The sequence below is a fragment of the Micromonospora sp. NPDC047730 genome (assembly GCF_043204765.1).
In the GTDB taxonomy this organism is placed as follows: domain Bacteria; phylum Actinomycetota; class Actinomycetes; order Mycobacteriales; family Micromonosporaceae; genus Micromonospora.
On record NZ_JBIDCU010000015.1, the window covers coordinates 103,160 to 121,145 of the forward strand.

Consider the following 17,986-nt stretch of genomic DNA (forward strand, 5'->3'; position numbering starts at 1 on the left):
CGCGCGCTGACATGGCAGAACCGACCGTAGTCAATCGTTTCGGTGCTGTCGCCGCCCGCCAGCCCGATCAGCCGGCCGTCCTCGGCGAGGCCGCCCCGCTCAGCTATGCCGCGCTCGCCGGCGCCGCCGGCGGGCACGCCGCCGCCCTCGCCGGAGCCGGGTGCCGACCGGGCGACCGGGTGGCCCTGCTCACCGGGCACGGGCCCGCGACCATCGCCGCCATCCTCGGCACGCTCGCCGCCGGGTGCGCGTACGTGCCGCTGGATCCGGGCTTTCCGGAGCAGCGGCTGCGGTACATGCTCGCCGCCGCGGAGGTCGGCACCGTCCTGTGTGGAGTCGAGCACGCCGGGCTGGCCCGCCGGCTCACCGCCGACCGGCCGGCCGTCCGGGTGCTGACGGTCGACGACCTCCCGGCCGCGCCGCTGCGGCCCGTGCCCGTCGACCCGGACGTGCTGGCGTACGTGCTGTTCACCTCCGGATCCACCGGCGTGCCGAAGGCGGTCGGCCAGACCCACCGCAACCTGCTGCACGTGGTGGACAACCAGATCGCGGCCCTCCACATCGGCCCGGAGGACCGGCTCAGCCTGCTCGCCTCGTTCAGCTTCGACGCGGCGATCCCCGACCTCTACCCGGCGCTGCTCGCCGGGGCCGCCGTCGTCCCGGTGGAGCTGCGCCGGCACGGCCTCGCCCACGCCGTCGAGCAGCTTGCCCGGCACGGAGTCACCGTCTACCACTCCACCCCTACCGTCTACCGCTTCCTGCTCGACACCCCCGGCCCCCGCCTCGACCGGGTACGGGTCGTGCTGCTCGGCGGCGAGCAGGCCACCCACGCCGACGCGGCCCGCGGGCGGGACCGCTTCGGCCCCGACTGCGTGCTGGTCAACGGCTACGGCGCCACGGAGATGACCTTTGCCGCCCGGTACGCGCTGCCGCTCGCCGACGCCGACCCCGCCGCCACCGGGCCGCTGCCGATCGGCACGGCGCTGCCCGGGTACGAGCTGCGCTTCGGCGAGGGCGACGAGATCGTGGTGCGTAGCCGGCACCTCGCCCCCGGCTACCTCGGCCAGGACAGCGACCGGTTCGCCGTCGACCCCGACGGCGTGCCGACGTACCGGACGGGGGACCTCGGCGCGCGGCTGTCCGGCGGCGACCTCGTCTGCCTCGGCCGGCTCGACCGGCAGGTGAAGGTGCGCGGGTTCCGCGTCGAGCTGACCGAGATCGAGGCCGTGCTCGCCGACCAGCCGGGCGTCGCCGCGGTCCGCGCCATCGCGCGCGACGGCGAGCTGCTCGCGTACGCCCGGCCGGGCGGTGCCGGGCTGGACCCGGTGGCCCTGCGCGACGCCCTCGCCCGACGGCTGCCGGAGTACGCGCTGCCGCGCGCGGTGGTGGTGGTCGACGAGTTCCCGCTCACCGTCACCGGCAAGATCGACGAGCGGGCGCTGCCCGACCCGGCGCGGGAGGTGCCCGCCGGGGAGGCGCCGGCCACCCCCACCGAGCGGATCGTGCACGACATCTGGTGCGAGGTGCTCGGTCGCCCGGCCGTCGGCCGCTCCGACAGCTTCTTCGACGTCGGCGGCCAGTCGCTGCTGCTCGGTCGGGTGCAGCAGCGGCTCGCCGAGCGGTTCGGGGTGCGACTGCCGATGCTGCGGCTCTTCGAGCACCCGACCGTGGCCGCCCAGGCCCGGCTGGTCGACACCCCGCCGGAGCCGGTCCGCGCGCCGGCCGTGCCCGCCCCGGTCGCCCCGGCGACCGCCGCCCGGGAGTACACGGGCGACGAGATCGCCGTGGTCGGCCTCGCCGGCCGGTTCCCGGGCGCGCCCGACGTCGGCACCTTCTGGTGGAACCTCTGCGCCGGCGTGGACTCCATCCACGACCACAGCGACGAGGAACTGGCCGCCCTCGGCATCGGCCCCGGCCTGCGCGCCGACCCCCGGCACGTCAAGGCGGCCGGTCGGCTGGACGGGGTGGCCGACTTCGACGCCGAGTTCTTCTCCTTCGGCGCCGACGAGGCGGCCCGCACCGACCCGCAGCACCGGCTCTTCCTCGAGACGGCCTGGGAGGCCCTGGAGGACGCCGGGCACGACCCGGCCCGGTTCCCCGGGCTGGTCGGCGTCTACGCCGCCACCTCCGCCAACCGGTACTTCCTGTTCCACCTCATGGACAACCCGGCCGTGATCGGCGACGTCGACCCCGACGACTGGGAGGCCCGGCTCGTCGGCCGGCAGTTCACCGACCACCTGCCCGGGCAGGTGGCCTACCGGCTGGGCCTGACCGGGCCGGCGGTCGCCGTGCAGAGCGCCTGCTCCAGCTCGCTGGTCGCGGTCTGCCTCGCCGCGCAGAGCCTCGCCGACTACCAGTGCGACATCGCCCTGGCCGGCGGGGTGAACGTCACCTGGCCCCGCTACCGGCACACCCCCGGCGGTCTGGCCTCCCCGGACGGCCGCTGCCGCGCCTTCGACGAGGCCGCCGCCGGCGCCGGCTTCGGCTCCGGCGCCGGTGTGGTCGCGCTGCGCCGGCTCGCCGACGCCCAGGCCGACGGCGACCGGATCTACGCGATCCTGCCCGGCTGGGCCGTCACCAACGACGGCGCCGACCGCGCCGGGTTCGCCGTCCCCGGGCCCGCCGGGCAGGCCGCCGCCGTCGCCGGCGCGCTCGCCGCGGCGGAGGTCGCCCCCGGTGAGGTCCGCTTCGTCGAGGCCCACGGCAGCGGCACGCCGCTCGGCGACGCCATCGAGGTCGCCGCGCTGCACGAGGTGTACGCCGGCGCCGGGCCCGCCGAGACGTGCGCGCTCGGCTCGGTGAAGACCAACATCGGCCACCTCGACGCGGGCGCCGGCATCGCCGGGCTGATCAAGGCCGTGCTCGCCGTGCAGCACGGCGTCATCCCGCCGAACCTGCACTTCACCCGTCCACACCCGGAGATCGACCTGGCCGGCGGTCCGTTCTACGTGCCGACCAAGGCGCGGGACTGGCCCGAGGCGACCCGTCGCGTCGCCGGGGTCAGCTCGTTCGGGCTGGGCGGCACGAACGCGCACGTGGTGGTCGAGCAGCCGCCCCCGGCCGAGCCGGTCGACGGCGCGGACGCGCCCGCGTACCTGCTGCCGGTGTCGGCGCGGACCCCGGCGGCGCTGCGGGCGGCGCTGACCCGGCTGCGGCAGCACCTCGCCGGGGCCGCCCCGGCGCTCGCCGACGTGGCCGCCACCCTCGCCCTGGGTCGGCGCGCCTTCGGTTGCCGGGCGGCCGTGGTGGCGGCCGACCCCGCCGGCGCCGTCGCCGCGCTGGACGAACTGCTCGCCACCGACGCCCGGCTGGCCGGCGAGCCCGGCGAGCTGCGCGAGCTGGCGGCGGCCTGGGTCGCCGGGCGGGACGTGGACTGGGCGGCGCTGCACCCCGAGGGCTCGGTCCGGCGGACCGGGCTGCCCACCTATCCGTTCCAACGCCAGCGGTACTGGATCGACCCCCCTCAGAAAGGTGCGCGGTGAACTGGTTCGTCTCCGCCGGCCGCCGTGACCCGGCACCGGTGCAACTGTTCTGCCTGCCCTACGCCGGCGGCGGCGCGAGCGTCTTCCGGCGCTGGCAGGACGGGCTCGGCCCGGACGTCGAGGTGCTGCCGGTGCAGCTGCCGGGCCGGGAGAACCGGATCAGCGAGGACCCGGAGTTCCGGGTGGCCGACGTCGCGTCCGCCATCGCCGACCGGGTCCGCGGCCCGTACGCGATCTACGGCCACTCCATGGGCGGCCGGGTCGGCTTCGAGGTGGTCCGCGAGCTGCGCCGCGCCGGTCGTCCGCTGCCGCTGCGGCTCTACGTCGGCGGTGCCCGCGCCCCGCACGTGACCGCGGCCAGTCTCTTCGACGGGCTGTCCGACGTGGACGACGACGAGCTGCTGCGCCGCCTCGGCGCCGGCGGCGGCCTGCCGGCCGAGCTGCTGGCGCACCCCGAGCTGGTCGAGTTGCTGCTGCCGCTGCTGCGCGCCGACTTCGGCCGGGTCGACAGCTACCGCTACACCCCGGGCGAGCCGCTGCCGGTGCCGATCGTGGCGTTCAGCGGCCGGGACGACCGCGCCGTCCGCCGGGAGCACAGCGACGCGTGGCGGGAGCACACCGCCGCCGGCTTCACCCTGCACGAGATCGAGGGTGGGCACTTCTTCCTCAACGACCGGCTCCCCGACCTGCTCGCCGCGATCCGCGCCGACCTCGACGGCGTCCTGGCGGCGGCGACGGAGCGGGTCCCCGTCGACGATCGTGCTGCCCGGGGCGCCGGTGCGGCCCCGGCCGCCAGGGCGGGCGGGCACCGGGTGCCGCTCGGCGACACCGGGTGGTCGGTGTGGCGGGACGCCATCCTGCGTACCACCGGCTTCCCCGCCGACGGCCTGACCATGCTGTCCGCTCCGCAGGCCGCGGCGACCGCCGACGAGCTGCTGGCCACCGGCGACGGCGCGGAGCGGTTCGACAAGGAGTTCGCCGAGGCGCTGGCGGCGACCGGGCGCCGGCTCACCGCGCTGGCCGCCGATCCGCTGCTGCGCGAGGCGGTCGGCTGGCAGAACCGTGGTGCCCTGGTCGCGCTGGACGGCCTGGCACGCGGCGGCCCCGACCCGGCCCGCAACGTGCGGCGGCGGGACCGGGAGCGCGCCCTGCTGAAGTACTGGCAGCGGTACTGCGGCAAGAACGAGACGGTCGGCTTCTTCGGCCCGAGCTGCTGGGTCACCCTCGACCCGGCGCGCCCGGAGACCGCCGACGTGCGCCCCGGCCCGGGCCTGACCCGGCGACGCTGGGTGTGGTTCGAGTCCTGGGCGCTCAGCGCGTACGCCGACCGGATCGGCCGGGACGTGGCGGTGCGAAGCTGGTGGGCGCCGATGCTCTGCCCGCAGCTCAGCCTCGCCGACCGTACGGTCCGCCGGCCGGGCCGGCCGCCGGTGGCGCTCACGCCGGTGGAGGCGGCGCTGCTGGCCGCCGCCGACGGCCGGCGCCCGGCCCGCGAGCTGGTCGCCGACCCGGCGATCGGGTTGCGCCGGCCGGAGGACGGCTACGCGCTGCTGGACCGGCTCGTCGAGCGCGAGCTGATCACCTGGGACGCGGCGCTGCCGGTGAGCCCCGACGCCGAGGACGTGCTGCGGCGGCGGATCGAGGAGATCGGCGACGAGCCCGCCCGGCTGGGCGCCCGCGCCGGCTTCGACCGGCTGTGCGGCGCCCGGGACGCGGTGGCCGCCGCGGCCGGCGACCCGGAGCGGCTGCGTACCGCCCTGGACGCGCTCGACGCGACGTTCACCGAGCTGACCGGGGAGCCCCCGCGCCGCCGCGCCGGCCAGATGTACGCCGGCCGCACCCTCTGCTACGAGGACACCAGCCGGGACCTCGACGTGGTCTTCGGCAAGCCGCTGCTCGACCGGATCGCCGCCCCGCTCGCGGTGCTGCTCCAGGCGGCCCGCTGGATGGTCGACGCGCTGGAGCGGGCGTACGACGCGGCGTTCCGCGAGCTGTACGACGAGCTGCGCGCCGAGGCGGGCGACGGCCCGGTGTCCCTGGCCGACCTGTGGTTCCTGGCGCAGGGCCTGTTCTGGGGCGACGGCGCCCGGCCGGTCGACGCGGTCGCCGCCGAGTTCGCCGACCGCTGGGCCGGACTGTTCGGCCTGGCCGCGCTGCCGCCCGGGACGACCGAGGTCCGGCTGCCGGTGGCCGACCTGGCCACCCGGGTCGCCGAGGCCTTCCCCGCCGCGCGGCCGGCCTGGCCCAACGCCCGGCTGCACAGCCCCGACCTGCAGATCTGCGCCGCCGACGCGGAGGCGCTGGCACGCGGCGACTACACCGTGGTCCTCGGCGAGCTGCACGCCGCCTGGGCGTCCTTCGACTGCCAGGTCTTCACGCCGTCGCACCCGGACGTGGAGCGGCTGCGCGACGCGCTGACCGAGGACCTCGGCGAGCGGCGGATCCGGCTGCTCGTCCCGACCGACTGGCCCCGGCGCACCAGCCGGGTCGCCGAGGCGCTCACCGGGCCGACCGACCGGCAGTTGGCCTTCGCGCCCGCGCCCGGCGCCGACCCCGACCGGGTGCTGCCCACGGTCGACCTGACCGTCGCCGAGGAGGGCGGCCGGCTGGTCGCCACCGCCCCGGACGGGCAGCGCTGGACGCTGCCCGAGATCTTCTCCCCGCTGCTCAGCGCGCACGCCGTCGACGGGTTCAAGCTGGTCAGCCCGGCGCCGTACACGCCCCGGATCACGGTCGGCGAGCTGGTGGTGGCGCGGCAGACCTGGCGCACCACGGTCGGCGCGAGCGGGCTCGCCGCCGTCACCGGCGAACGGGAACGGTTCCTCGCGGTCCGGGACTGGCGCCGCCGCCTCGGGCTGCCGGAGCAGGTCTACGTGAAGCTCGGCACCGAGACCAAGCCCTGCTTCGTGGACCTCAGCAGCCCGGCGTTCAGCGCCATGTTCTGCGCGATGGTGCGGGCCGCCCGCACCGACGGCGGCGACGACGCCTCGCTGATGGTCAGCGAGATGCTGCCCACGGTCGGGGACGCCTGGGTGCCCGACGCGGCCGGCCGGCGCTACTTCAGCGAGCTGCGGCTGCACATCGTGGACGCCGACGAGCGGGAGGACGCCCGATGAGCGAGCGTCAGCGAGTGAATCATCGGTGCAGCGCGTTGGTGCCTCATGGCGGCACGGAGCGAAGCGGAGTGCGGTCATGAGCCACCGGATCCCCCTCGGCGACACCGGCTGGTCGGTGTTCCGCGACGTCGTCCTGCGTACCGCCGGCTTCCCGGCGGCCGGGCTGGCCGCCTTCGCCGCGCCCGAGGCGGCGGCCGCCGCCGACGCCCTGCTCTCCGGCGAGGGCGAGGCGGACACGTTCGAGAAGGCGTTCGCGACGGCGCTGGCGGACGGCTCCGAGGTGGCCAACCAGATCGCCGCCGACCCGCTGCTGCGCGAGGCGGTCACCTGGCAGAACCCGGAGATGCTCATCGCGCTGGACGGCCTGCTGCGCACCGACCCGACGGTGCGCAACGTACGCCGCCGCAAGCGCGAGCTGAGCCTGCTGCGCTACTGGCAGCGCTACTGCGGCAAGGCCGAGACGATCGGGTTCTTCGGCCCGGTCTGCTGGGGCCGGATCGATCTCGACGAGCCGGCCACCCGGCTGCGGCCCGGGCCCGCGTTGGTGTCCCGGCGCGAGGTCCACTTCGAGGCGTGGGCGCTGATCGCGTACGCCGACCGGCTCGCCGACGACCTGGCCGTGCGGCGCTGGTGGGCGCCGACGCTGCCGCCGCACCTGAGCCTCTCCGACCGGCAGGTCACCCGCCCGCTGCTCCCGCCGACCGAGCTGACCGGCACGGAGGCCCGGCTGCTCGCCGTCTGCGACGGGCGCACCCCGGCGGTCACCCTCGTGGAGCGGCTTGTCGCCGGCGGGGAGGCCGGGCTGCGCAGCGCCGACGACGGCTACCTGCTGCTCGACCGGCTGGTCGACCGGAGCCTGCTGACCTGGGACGCCGGCCTGCCGGTCAGCCCGGACGCCGAGCGCGTGCTGGGACAGCGGATCGAGGCCATCGGCGACGCGTCCGTCCGCGCCGAGGTGGCGGCCGCGTTCGACCGGTTGCGCGGGGCGCGCGACGCGGTGGCCGCGGCGGCCGGGGACCCGGACCGGCTCGGTGCCGCGCTGGCCGCGCTGAACGCCGAGTTCACCGCCGTCACCGGCCGGCCCGCCACCCGCCAGGCCGGGCAGATGTACGCCGGTCGCACGGTGCTCTACGAGGAGACCGCCCGCGACCTGGACTTCACGGTCGGCTCCCGGGTGCTGGACGCGCTGGCCGAGCCGCTGGCGATCGTGCTGGCGGCCGCACGCTGGCTGACCGCCGAGGTCGGTGCCGCCTGCGAACGGCTCTTCGCGGAGCTGCACGCCGAGCTGCGCGGCGACGGGCCGGTGCGGCTGGCCGACATCTGGGCCCTGGCCCAAGGGCTGCTGCTCGCCCCGGACGGCCCGATCGCCCAGGCCGGCGCCGGGCTGACCGCCCGCTGGGCGGAGCTCATCGGCCTGGACACGGTGGCCCCTGGGCAGACCGAGCTGCGGCTGCGCAGCGCCGACCTGGCCGAGCGGGCCCGTGCCCTGTTCGCCGCCGACCGTCCCGGCTGGCCGTCCGCCCGGATCCACAGTCCGGACGTGCAGATCGCCTCCGCCGGGCTGGACGCCCTCAACCGGGGCGACTTCCTGCTCGTCCTCGGCGAGCTGCACCCGGCCTACGTCCCGTTCGACAGCGCGGTGCTGACCCCGTTCCACTCCGACCAGCCGTCGCTGCGGGCCGCGTTGGACGCCGAACTCGGGCCGGCCCGGGCGCGGGTGCTCTACCCGGAGAGCTTCCCGCGGATGACGACCCGCATCACGTACGCGCTCAACGGTCCCCGGGACCGGCAGTTCGGCATCGACACGGCCCGGGGCGCCGACGTCGACCGGCTGGTCCGCGCCACCGAGGCACGGGTGGAGAACGACGGCGACGAGTGGCTCGCGGTGCTGCCGGACGGCACCCGCTGGCCGCTGATGGAGATCTTCGCCAACCTGCTCGGCGCGTTGCTGCTGGACACCTTCAAGCTCCTCGCGCCGGCCCCGCACACGCCCCGGATCACCATCGACCGGCTGGTCGTGGCGCGGCGGACCTGGCGGACGACGGTGGCGGAGACCGGCCTGGCCGGCGTCACCGGCGAGGCCGAGCGGTTCCTCGCCGTACGCCGGTGGAGGGCGGGTCTGGGGCTGCCCGAGCGGGTGTTCGTCAAGGTGGGCACCGAGATCAAGCCCTGCTACGTCGACCTCACCGCCCCGCTGCACGCCCAGTCCCTCTGCGCCATGGTCGACGCCGCCGCGAAGAGCGGCCCCGACGTCACCGTGACGGTCGGCGAGCTGCTGCCGGATCCGGCGGACGCCTGGGTGACCGACGCGCGGGGACGCGGCTACGTCAGCGAGCTGCGGTTGCAGATCACCGATCCAGTGAGCTACCGGGGAGAGAACGGGTGACCGACATCCTGTCCACCAGCGCCGTCCACGGGGAGACCCTGCCGTGGCCGGACGCGACGCTGGCCGAGCTGATCGCCGCCCAGGCCGCTCGGACCCCGGACGCGGTCGCGGTGCGTCAGTGGGACACCCGGCTCACCTACGCCGAGCTGGTCGGCCGGGCGGCCGGGGTGGCCGCCGCGCTGCGCGGGCGCGGTGTCGGCCCGCAGACGCGGGTCGGCGTCTGCGGAGCCCGCAACCCCGACCTCGTGGCCACCGTGCTCGGGGTGCTGTTCGCCGGCGGCTGCTACATGCCGCTGGAGCCGGGCGGCCCCCGCCGGCGGCTGCGGGAGATCGTCGCCGACGCGGGGGTGACCGTGGTGGTCGGTGACGCCGCCGTGGCCGAGTTCGGCGACGTGCCGGGCGTCGAGGCGCTCGGGCTGCCCGGGCCGGCGCCGCTGGCCGCCTGCCCGGCCCGCCCCGGCGACCCCGCGTACGTGCTGTTCACCTCGGGCTCCACCGGCCGGCCCAAGGGGGTGGTCGTCACCCACCGGAGCGTGGTCGAGTTCGTCACCGGCTGCGCCGCCGTGACCGGCGCCGACGCGGGTGTCCGCAGCCTCGGCTACGCCTCGCTCAGCTTCGACGCGGCGATCATCGACCTCTTCGTACCGCTGCTGCTCGGCGGCGCCGTCCAGCTCGTCGGCGCCGACGACCGGGCCGACCCGGTGCGGCTGGCCCGGTTCATCGCCGCGCACGAGGTGAACTGGGGGCTCCTCACCCCGACCGTGCTGTCCATGCTGGACCCGGCGGAGCTGCCCGCCTGGCGGGTGGTGCTCTGCGGCGCCGAGGCGGTGCCGGCCGAGCTGGCCGCCCGCTGGGCCCCCGGCCGGCTCTTCGTCAACGCGTACGGCCCGACCGAGGCCACGGTGATGGCGGTCAGCGGCGAGCTGACCGGTGCCGAGACCGACCCGGTGCCGATCGGCCGCCCGGTCCCCAACCACCGCGTGTACGTGGTCGACGCCGGGCTGCGCCCGGTGCCGCCAGGGGAGGCCGGCGAGCTGCTGGTCGGCGGTCCCGGGCTGGCCGACGGCTATCTCGGCCGGCCCGGCCTGACCGCCGAGCGGTTCGTCCCCGACCCGTTCGGCGAGCACCCGGGGCAGCGGCTCTACCGCACCGGCGACCTGGCTCGGCAGGAGCCCGACGGCCGGCTGGTCTACCTCGGCCGCATCGACCGGCAGGTCAAGATCCGGGGCCAGCGCATCGAGCTGGGCGAGGTGGAGGCCGTGCTGGCCGACCTGCCCGGCGTACGGCAGGTCGCCGTGGAGGCCGTCCCCGGCCCGGCCGGCACCGAGCTGGTCGCCTTCCTCACCCCGGCCGACGCCCCCGACGACGATCGGCTCCGGGCGTACGCGCTGCCCCGGCTGACCGCCGCGATGCTGCCGACCCGGGTGCTGCGCCGCGACGCCCTGCCGGTCAGCCCGACCACCGGCAAGTTGGACCGGCCGGCGCTGCGCGCGCTGGCCGCCGCCGCCGACGTCGCGGTCCCCGCCGGCCCCGTGGACGCGGACGAGCCGCTCGCGGCGGCGGTGGCCCGGATCTGGGGTCGGCTGCTCGGCGGGACGCCCACCCCGGAGACCGACTTCCTCGCCGCCGGCGGCAACTCCATCGCCGCGATGCGCCTGGTCGCCGCGCTCCGGGCCGAGCTGGGCCGGCACGTCGACACCCGGGACGTCTTCACCGGCCGTACCCTGGCCGGCCTGGTGGAGCGGATCACCGCCGCCGCCCCGGCCGGCGGCGACGGGCTGACCACCGGCAACCCGCCCACCCTCTCGGCGCCGCAGCGCCGGCTCTGGTTCGTAGACCAGATCGCCCCCTCCAGCGCTCCCTACAACATCGCGGTGGCGCACCGGCTGCGCGGCCCGCTGGACACCGCTGCCCTCGGGGCGGCGCTGCGGGCGGTCGCCGAACGGCACGACGTGCTGCGCTGGCGCATCCCGCAAACTGCCGGCGTGCCGTACGCGGTCCGCGAGGAACCGACCGACGTGGCCGTCCCGGTGGTCGACCTGACCGGCAGCGCCGACGCCGAGGCGGAGCTGGCCGGGATGCTCGCCGCCGGGGCGGCGCACTCCTTCGACCTGGCCACCGGGCCGCCCTGGCAGGTGACCGTCTACCGGCTCGGGCCGGACGAGCACGTCCTGGCGATCACCCTGCACCACGCGGTCTTCGACGGCTGGTCGGAGAAGCCGCTCTACGACGACCTCGCGGCGGCGTACGACCGGGCGCTGGCGGGCGGCAGCCCGACGCTGCCCGCGCTGCCCGCCACGTACGCCGACTACGCCGTGTGGCGGGCGGAGCGGGACCGGCGTCGCGGCGCCGCCGACCTGGACTGGTGGGTGGCGCACCTGCGCGACGTGCCCACCGTGCTGGACCTGCCCCGTGACCGGCCCCGGCCGGCGGTGGCCACCTACACCGGCGCCGAGGCGGCGGTGTGGCTGCCCGAGGCGTGTGACCGCGGGGTGCGGGAGCTGGCCGAGCGGCGCGGCACCACCGTGGCGGCGGTGCTGCTGGCCGGCTTCGGCGAGCTGCTGCGCCGGCTCACCGGCCGCGACGACCACGTGGTCGGCGCCATCGTCGCCGACCGCCGGCTGGCCGCGTTCGACGACGTGGTGGGCTTCTTCATCGACACCGTGCCCGTGCGGGTGCGCGGCGGCGCGGCCAGCTTCGCCGAGCTGGTCGACCGGTGCGCCGGCGAGCTGCACGAGGCGACCGCCCACCCCGGCGCCCCGCTGGAGCGGATCGTCGAGGCGCTCGCCGTGGGCCGGGACACCTCCCGCGCGCCGCTGGTGCAGGTGCTGTTCAACGTGCTCAATTTCGCCCCGCCCCGGCTGGCGTTGACCGGCCTGGACACCGAGCCGGTCGCGGTGCCCAAGCCCGGCTCGCCGTTCGACATCACCGTCTACGTGGTGGAGCGGGCCGGCCGGTGCGGCGTCGAGGTGGTCTACAACCCCGATCTCTTCGACGCCGGCCGGATCGACGACCTGCTGGCGGACCTCGCCGCACTCGTCGGCGCGCTGGTCGCCGCGCCGGACACACCGACCGACCGGGTGGCCACCGAGCTGCCCCGCCCGACGGTGGCCACGCCCCAGCTCGGCGCGATGACCGTCGCCGCCGGCGAGGCGCCGCGCGGCGTGCTGCCGGCCGGCCCGGACGGGCTGACCGACACCGAGGAGCTGATCGCCGGGATCTGGCGCGAGGTCCTCGAACGCGACCAGGTCGGGGTCACCGACAACTTCTTCGACATCGGCGGGCACTCGCTGGCGCTGGCCGCCGTGCACGCCCGGCTCACCGCCGCCACCGGCCGCTCGATCAAGATGCTCGACCTCTTCCGCCACCCCACCATCCGGGCGCTCGCCGCCAGCCTCGACGGCGCCGCCGACCGGCCGGAGCTGGCCCGCGCCGCGCTGCGCGCCGCCGCCCGACGCAGTCGTACCCGCCGCAACCCACCCCGCCGCCCCGGCGGCACCGCGTGACGAAGGACAGCCTGATGAGCAACCCGACCGCAACCGACCTCCCCGAGGGCGACGGCATCGAGCCGATCGCCATCGTCGGGCTGGCCGCCCGCCTGCCCGGCGCGGCCGACGTGAACGAGTTCTGGCGCAACCTGGTCGACGGGGTCGAGTCGGCCACCGAGCTGACCCGGGAGGAGCAGCTCGCCCGCGGCGCCACCGCCGACGAGGTCGACGACCCGGGCTGGGTCAACCGCGCCCCGCTCGTCGACGGGTACGACGAGTTCGACGCCGGGCTGTTCGGCATGACCGCCCGCGAGGCGGAGATCACCGACCCGCAGCACCGGCTGTTCCTGGAGTCCTGCTACACCGCGTTGCAGGACGCCGGCTACGACCCGACCCGCTACGACGGCTCGATCGGCGTGTACGCCGGCACGGGCGGCAACACCTACCTGCACCGCTTCGTGCTGCGCAACAAGCGGGTCGGCGGCAACCTCCACGGCACCGTCTCGCTGGCCACCGGCAACTCCCCGAACTACGTGGCCACCAACGTGTCGTACCGGCTGGACCTGCGCGGCCCGAGCCTGACCGTGCACACCGCCTGCTCCACCTCGCTGGTCGCGTTCCACCTGGCTTGCGAGGCGCTGCGCAACGGCGAGTGCGACATGGCCCTCGCCGGCGGCGTCAACATCGAGCTGCCGCACGTCGGCTACCTGGGCATGGACGGCTTCACCTCGCCCGACGGCCGGTGCCGCCCGTTCGACGCGGACGCCAACGGCACGGTCTGGGGCAGCGGCGCTGGGGTGACCCTGCTCAAGCGGCTCTCCGACGCGATCGCCGACGGCGACGCGATCCGCGCCGTGGTGCTCGGCAACGCGATCAACAACGACGGCGCCGGCAAGGTCGGCTTCACCGCCCCGAGCGTCGACGGGCAGATGGAGGCGATCGCCCAGGCCGTCGCGATGGCCGACGTCGACCCGCGCACCATCAGCTACGTCGAGGCGCACGGCACCGGCACCGCGATGGGCGACCCGATCGAGATCGCCGCGCTCTCCGCCGTCTACACCAAGGACACCGACGAGCGGGGCTGGTGCGGCATCGGCTCGGTGAAGTCCAACATCGGCCACCTCAGCCAGCCCTCCGGCATCGTCAGCGTGATCAAGACGGTGCTCGCCATGGAGCACGGGCTGATCCCGCCGACCATCAACTACGAGACGCCGAACCCGGCGATCGAGTTCGCCGACACCCCGTTCTACGTGGCGAACACGCTGACCAAGTGGGACACCGACGGCACGCCCCGCCGCGCCGGGGTCAGCTCGTTCGGCATCGGCGGCACCAACGCGCACGTGGTGCTGGAGCAGGCGCCGGCGGCGTACCGGGAGCGGCGGGTCCGCCCGGCGCAGCTGCTGCACGTCTCGGCGAAGACCGCCGGCGCGCTGGAGACGGCGGTGCAGCGGCTCGCCGAGCACCTGGAGTCCGCCGCCGACCGGGGGCCGGAGCACCTCGCCGACGTCGCGCACACCCTGCGCGTCGGCCGCCAGCAGTACCCGCACCGCGTCGCCGTGGTCGCCACCGACCTGGCCGACGCGGTCGCCGCGCTGCGCACCAAGCGCCGCCGGCAGGCCGGCGTGGCCGAGGGCCCGGCGCCCCGGACGGCGTTCCTCTTCTCCGGCCAGGGCTCCCAGTACGCCGGGATGGGCGCGCAGCTCTACGCCGAGGAACCGGGCTTCGCGGCCGTCGTGGACGAGTGCGCCGAGCTGCTCCGCCCGGAGCTGGGCCTGGACATCCGCGACCTGATCCTCGGCCGCGACCCCGAGGCGGGGGAGAAGCTCACCGAGACTCGCTACACCCAACCCGCCCTGTTCGTCGTCGAGTACGCCCTGGCCGTGCTCTGGCAGTCCGCCGGCGTGCGGCCGGCCGCGATGATCGGGCACTCGATCGGCGAGTACGTCGCCGCGACGGTGGCGGGGGTGCTGAGCCTGCCCGACGCGCTGCGGGTGGTCGCCGCCCGGGGCCGGCTGATGCAGTCCGTCGCGCCGGGGTCGATGCTCGCCGTGCCGCTGGACGAGTCGGTGGTCGCCGAACGGCTGCCCGAGGGACTGGCCATCGCCACCGTCAACGGCCCGGGCACGTGCGTGGTGGCGGGCCCGAGCGACGCGGTCGCCGCCTTCGCCGACACGGTCGGCGCCAAGACCAAGGCTCTGCGGACCTCGCACGCCTTCCACTCGCCGATGATGGACCCCATCCTCGCCGAGTTCACCGCCCTGATGGCGACGGTGACGCTGCGGCCGCCGGCCGTCCCGTTCCTGTCCAACGTGACCGGTACCTGGATCACCGAGCAGCAGGCCACCGACCCGGCGTACTGGGCGGCGCACCTGCGCCAGCCGGTGCGCTTCGGCGCCTGCGTGGCCACCCTGCTCGCCGAGGGCACGTGGTCGCTGGTGGAGTGCGGCCCGGGCCGCCAGCTGGCGAACCTGGCCCGGATGCAGGTGGCCAAGGCGTCCGAGGCGCAGCGCAAGCTCGTCCCGCTGGGCAGCCTGCCCGGCCCGGGCGAGCCCACCGGCGACCTGGCCACCCTGCTCGGCACGGCGGCGGCGCTCTGGTGCGCCGGTACGCCGGTGCGGCTGGGCTCCGACCCGGACGCGCGGCGGGTGCCGCTGCCGACGTACCCGTTCGAGCGGCGCCGCTACTGGGTCGACCCGGACCCGGTGCAGCCGGGCGCCGCCGCGCCGGTCGAGACCGGGCCCCGGCCGCTGCCCGAGTGGTTCGCGGTGCCGGTGTGGCGGCAGGCGGCCCCCGAGCCGCGGACCGCGCCGCTGGGCCGCTGCCTGGTCCTCGCCGACGGCCCGCGCGGCGACGCGCTGGTCGCGGCGCTGCGGGCCGCCGGTGAGCAGCCGCTGACGGTACGCCCCGGCGACGGCTTCGCCGCCGAGGCCGACGGCTGGCGGCTGCGCCCCGGCGTGCGGGACGACTACGACGCGCTGGTCGCCGCCCTCGCCGCGGACGGCGTGCCGGCCCGGCTGGTGCACGCGTTCGCCCTCGACGGCGAGCCGACCGGCGCCGACATCGCCGCCACCTGGGCCGCCCAGGACCGGGGCTTCTTCAGCGCGCTGCACCTGGTGCAGGCCCTGGCGGGCGCCGGCCTGACCGCTGAGGAGGGCGCGTTCACCCTGGACGTCGTCACCGCCGGCATCGGCGACGTGACCGGCGCCGACCTGACCCGGCCGGAGCACGCCACCCTGGCCGGCCTGGCCCGGGTGCTCCCGGCCGAGGTCCCCGGCCTGACCGTCCGGCTGCTCGACGCCGGCCCGGCCGACGCGGGGGAGCGGGCCCTCGTGGCCGAGCTGCGCCGCCCGGTCGACCCGGAGCGGCCCGAGGTGACGTTGCGCGGCGGACGCCGCTGGGTGACCGGGTACGAGCAGGTCACCGTCGACGCCGAGGGCGAGCCGGGGGCGCTGCGCGAGGGCGGCCGGTACGTGATCACCGGCGGGCTCGGCGGTATCGGCATCACCCTCGCCGAGGACTTCGCCACCCGGGCCCGGGCGAAACTGGTGCTGCTGGCCCGCTCCGGGCTGCCGGCCCGCGAGGAGTGGGACGACCACCTGGCCGTGCATGGCGGCGACCGGGCCGGCCGGGCCATCGCCGCGATCCGCCGGATGGAGGCCGCCGGCGCCGAGGTGCTGGTGCTCGCCGCCGACGTCACCGACCCCGCCGACCTGGCCCGCGTGCGGGCCGAGGCCGAGCGCGCGTACGGGGGAATCGACGGCATCGTGCACGCGGCCGGCCTGCCCGGCGGCGGCATGGCCGAGATCAAGGAGCGGGCCGAGGCGGAGCGGGTGCTCGCCCCGAAGCTCGCCGGCACCCTCGCCCTGGCGCGGGTCTTCGGCGACCTGCCGCTGGACTTCGTGGTGCTCTGCTCCTCGGTCACCGCGGTGATCGGCGGCTTCGGTCAGGTCGACTACTGCGCGGCGAACAACTTCCTCGACGCGTACGCCCGGGCCGGTGCCGGCTTCGCCGCGCCCGTGGTGTCGCAGAACTGGGGCGGCTGGGCCGAGGTGGGCATGGCCGTGGAGACCGACGTCCCCGCCGGCTTCCGGGCCGCCGCGCGGGACACGGTCGCCACCCCGGTGGACCACCCGGTGCTCACCACGAAGGTCACCGGCCCCGACGGCACCGTGCTGCACGGCTTGGTCTCCGCCACCAGCCACTGGCTCCTCGACGAGCACCGCATCGGCGGGGTGCCCGTGGTGCCGGGCACCGCCCACCTGGAGTCCGTCCGCGCGGCGGTGACGGCCGCGCTGCCGGCCCCGGCCGGGGACGCCGCCGTGGAGCTGCGCGACGTGGTGTTCCTGGAGCCGTTCTCGGTGCCCGACGGCACCGTCGCCCAGTACCGGGTGGAGCTGACCCCCGCCGAGGACGGCGTCGACTTCGCCGTGTGCAGCCTCGCCGCCGGCCAGTCCCGCACGCACGTGCGCGGGTCGGCGGGCTGGACGGTCGAGCCCGCCCCGCCGGCGGAGCAGCCGGCCGTGACGGGCCGCCGGGTCGACGACGACTCGTCGTTCGGCCGTGGACGCACCAGCATGCTGACCTTCGGGCCGCGCTGGGCCGCGCTGCGCGAGCACCACCTCGGCGACGGCGAGGAACTGGCCCGCATCGAGGCCCCCGCCGAGGCGGTCGGGGACCTGCCGTCGTGGGGCCTGCACCCGGCGCTGCTGGACGTGGCGACCGCGTTCGGCCGCGGCCAGGGCTCCGGCACCTACCTGCCGCTGTCGTACGGGCGGATCGTGGTGCGCGGGTCGCTGCCGGCGCGGTTCCACAGCCACCTGCGGCACCGGGACAGCGCCACCGCCGAGGTGGTGGCCGCGGACCTGTCGCTGCGCGACGCCGACGGCCGGGAGCTCGTCGCCATCAGCGACTTCGTGCTGCGGCGGGTCGACCAGGGCGCGGTGACCGGTGGCCTGGCCGCCGCGCCGGAGGCGGACCCGGCGGCGACCTCCGCCGGGCCGACCGAGGACATCCGGCCGGTGGACGGGGTGGAGGCGTTCCGGCGCAGTCTCACCGCCGGGCTGGGTGCCCAGGTCGTGATCACCACTCGGACGGTGGCGGACATCCGCAGCCGCGCCGGCCGGATGACCACGGAGAGCCTGGAGAACGAGCCGGAGACGACCTCCACGGCGCCGTCCGGCACCGGCGGCGGCTCGGCCGCGCCCCGCACCGAGTTGGAGATGATCATCGCCCGGGTCTGGCAGGACGGGCTCGGGGTGGCCGAGGTCGGCGTCGACGACGACTTCTTCGCCCTCGGCGGCAACTCGCTGGTGGCGGTGCAGCTGATCGCCGCGATGCGCAAGGCGACCGGGGTGCGGCTGCCGATGCGCAGCCTCTTCGAGACGCCCACCGTGGCCGGGATCGCGGCGCGGATCGAGGAGATGCGGGCCGCCGCCCCCACCGACGAACCGGCCGCGCCGACCACCCCCAACATCCCGCGGCTGCCCCGCGCGTGACGACGAGCGACAACAGGAG

Annotated in this window: 5 protein-coding genes; all 5 read left to right on the plus strand. The window is 76.5% G+C overall.

Translation table 11 applies throughout. From position 1 onward, the window contains the following. Positions 1–11: 11 nt before the first annotated feature. The 5 genes from ACGF5G_RS27505 (at position 12) to ACGF5G_RS27525 (ending at position 17,967) form a co-directional block, all read left to right on the plus strand. Positions 12–3,482, plus strand: coding sequence for an AMP-binding protein (locus tag ACGF5G_RS27505; protein WP_393267880.1), 3,471 nt, complete (start codon positions 12–14; stop codon positions 3,480–3,482). Continuing rightward, the gene (locus tag ACGF5G_RS27510; protein WP_393267882.1) at positions 3,479–6,598 is read left to right on the plus strand and encodes a thioesterase domain-containing protein; all 3,120 of its coding nucleotides are present in this window, start codon (positions 3,479–3,481) and stop codon (positions 6,596–6,598) included. The genes ACGF5G_RS27505 and ACGF5G_RS27510 overlap by 4 nt, the downstream gene beginning before the upstream one ends. A 76-nt stretch (positions 6,599–6,674) precedes the next feature. Continuing rightward, positions 6,675–8,984 carry a lantibiotic dehydratase gene (locus tag ACGF5G_RS27515; RefSeq protein WP_393267885.1) on the plus strand — a complete coding sequence of 770 codons (2,310 nt, stop codon included), beginning with the start codon at positions 6,675–6,677 and terminating at the stop codon, positions 8,982–8,984. Continuing rightward, on the plus strand, positions 8,981–12,490 hold the full coding sequence (locus tag ACGF5G_RS27520; protein WP_393267887.1) for an amino acid adenylation domain-containing protein: 3,510 nt from the start codon (positions 8,981–8,983) through the stop codon (positions 12,488–12,490). Before ACGF5G_RS27515 ends, ACGF5G_RS27520 begins: the two co-directional genes overlap by 4 nt. A gap of 14 nt (positions 12,491–12,504) precedes the next feature. Then, positions 12,505–17,967 carry an SDR family NAD(P)-dependent oxidoreductase gene (locus ACGF5G_RS27525; RefSeq protein ID WP_393267889.1) on the plus strand — a complete coding sequence of 1,821 codons (5,463 nt, stop codon included), beginning with the start codon at positions 12,505–12,507 and terminating at the stop codon, positions 17,965–17,967. The last annotated feature ends 19 nt before the right edge of the window (positions 17,968–17,986 follow it).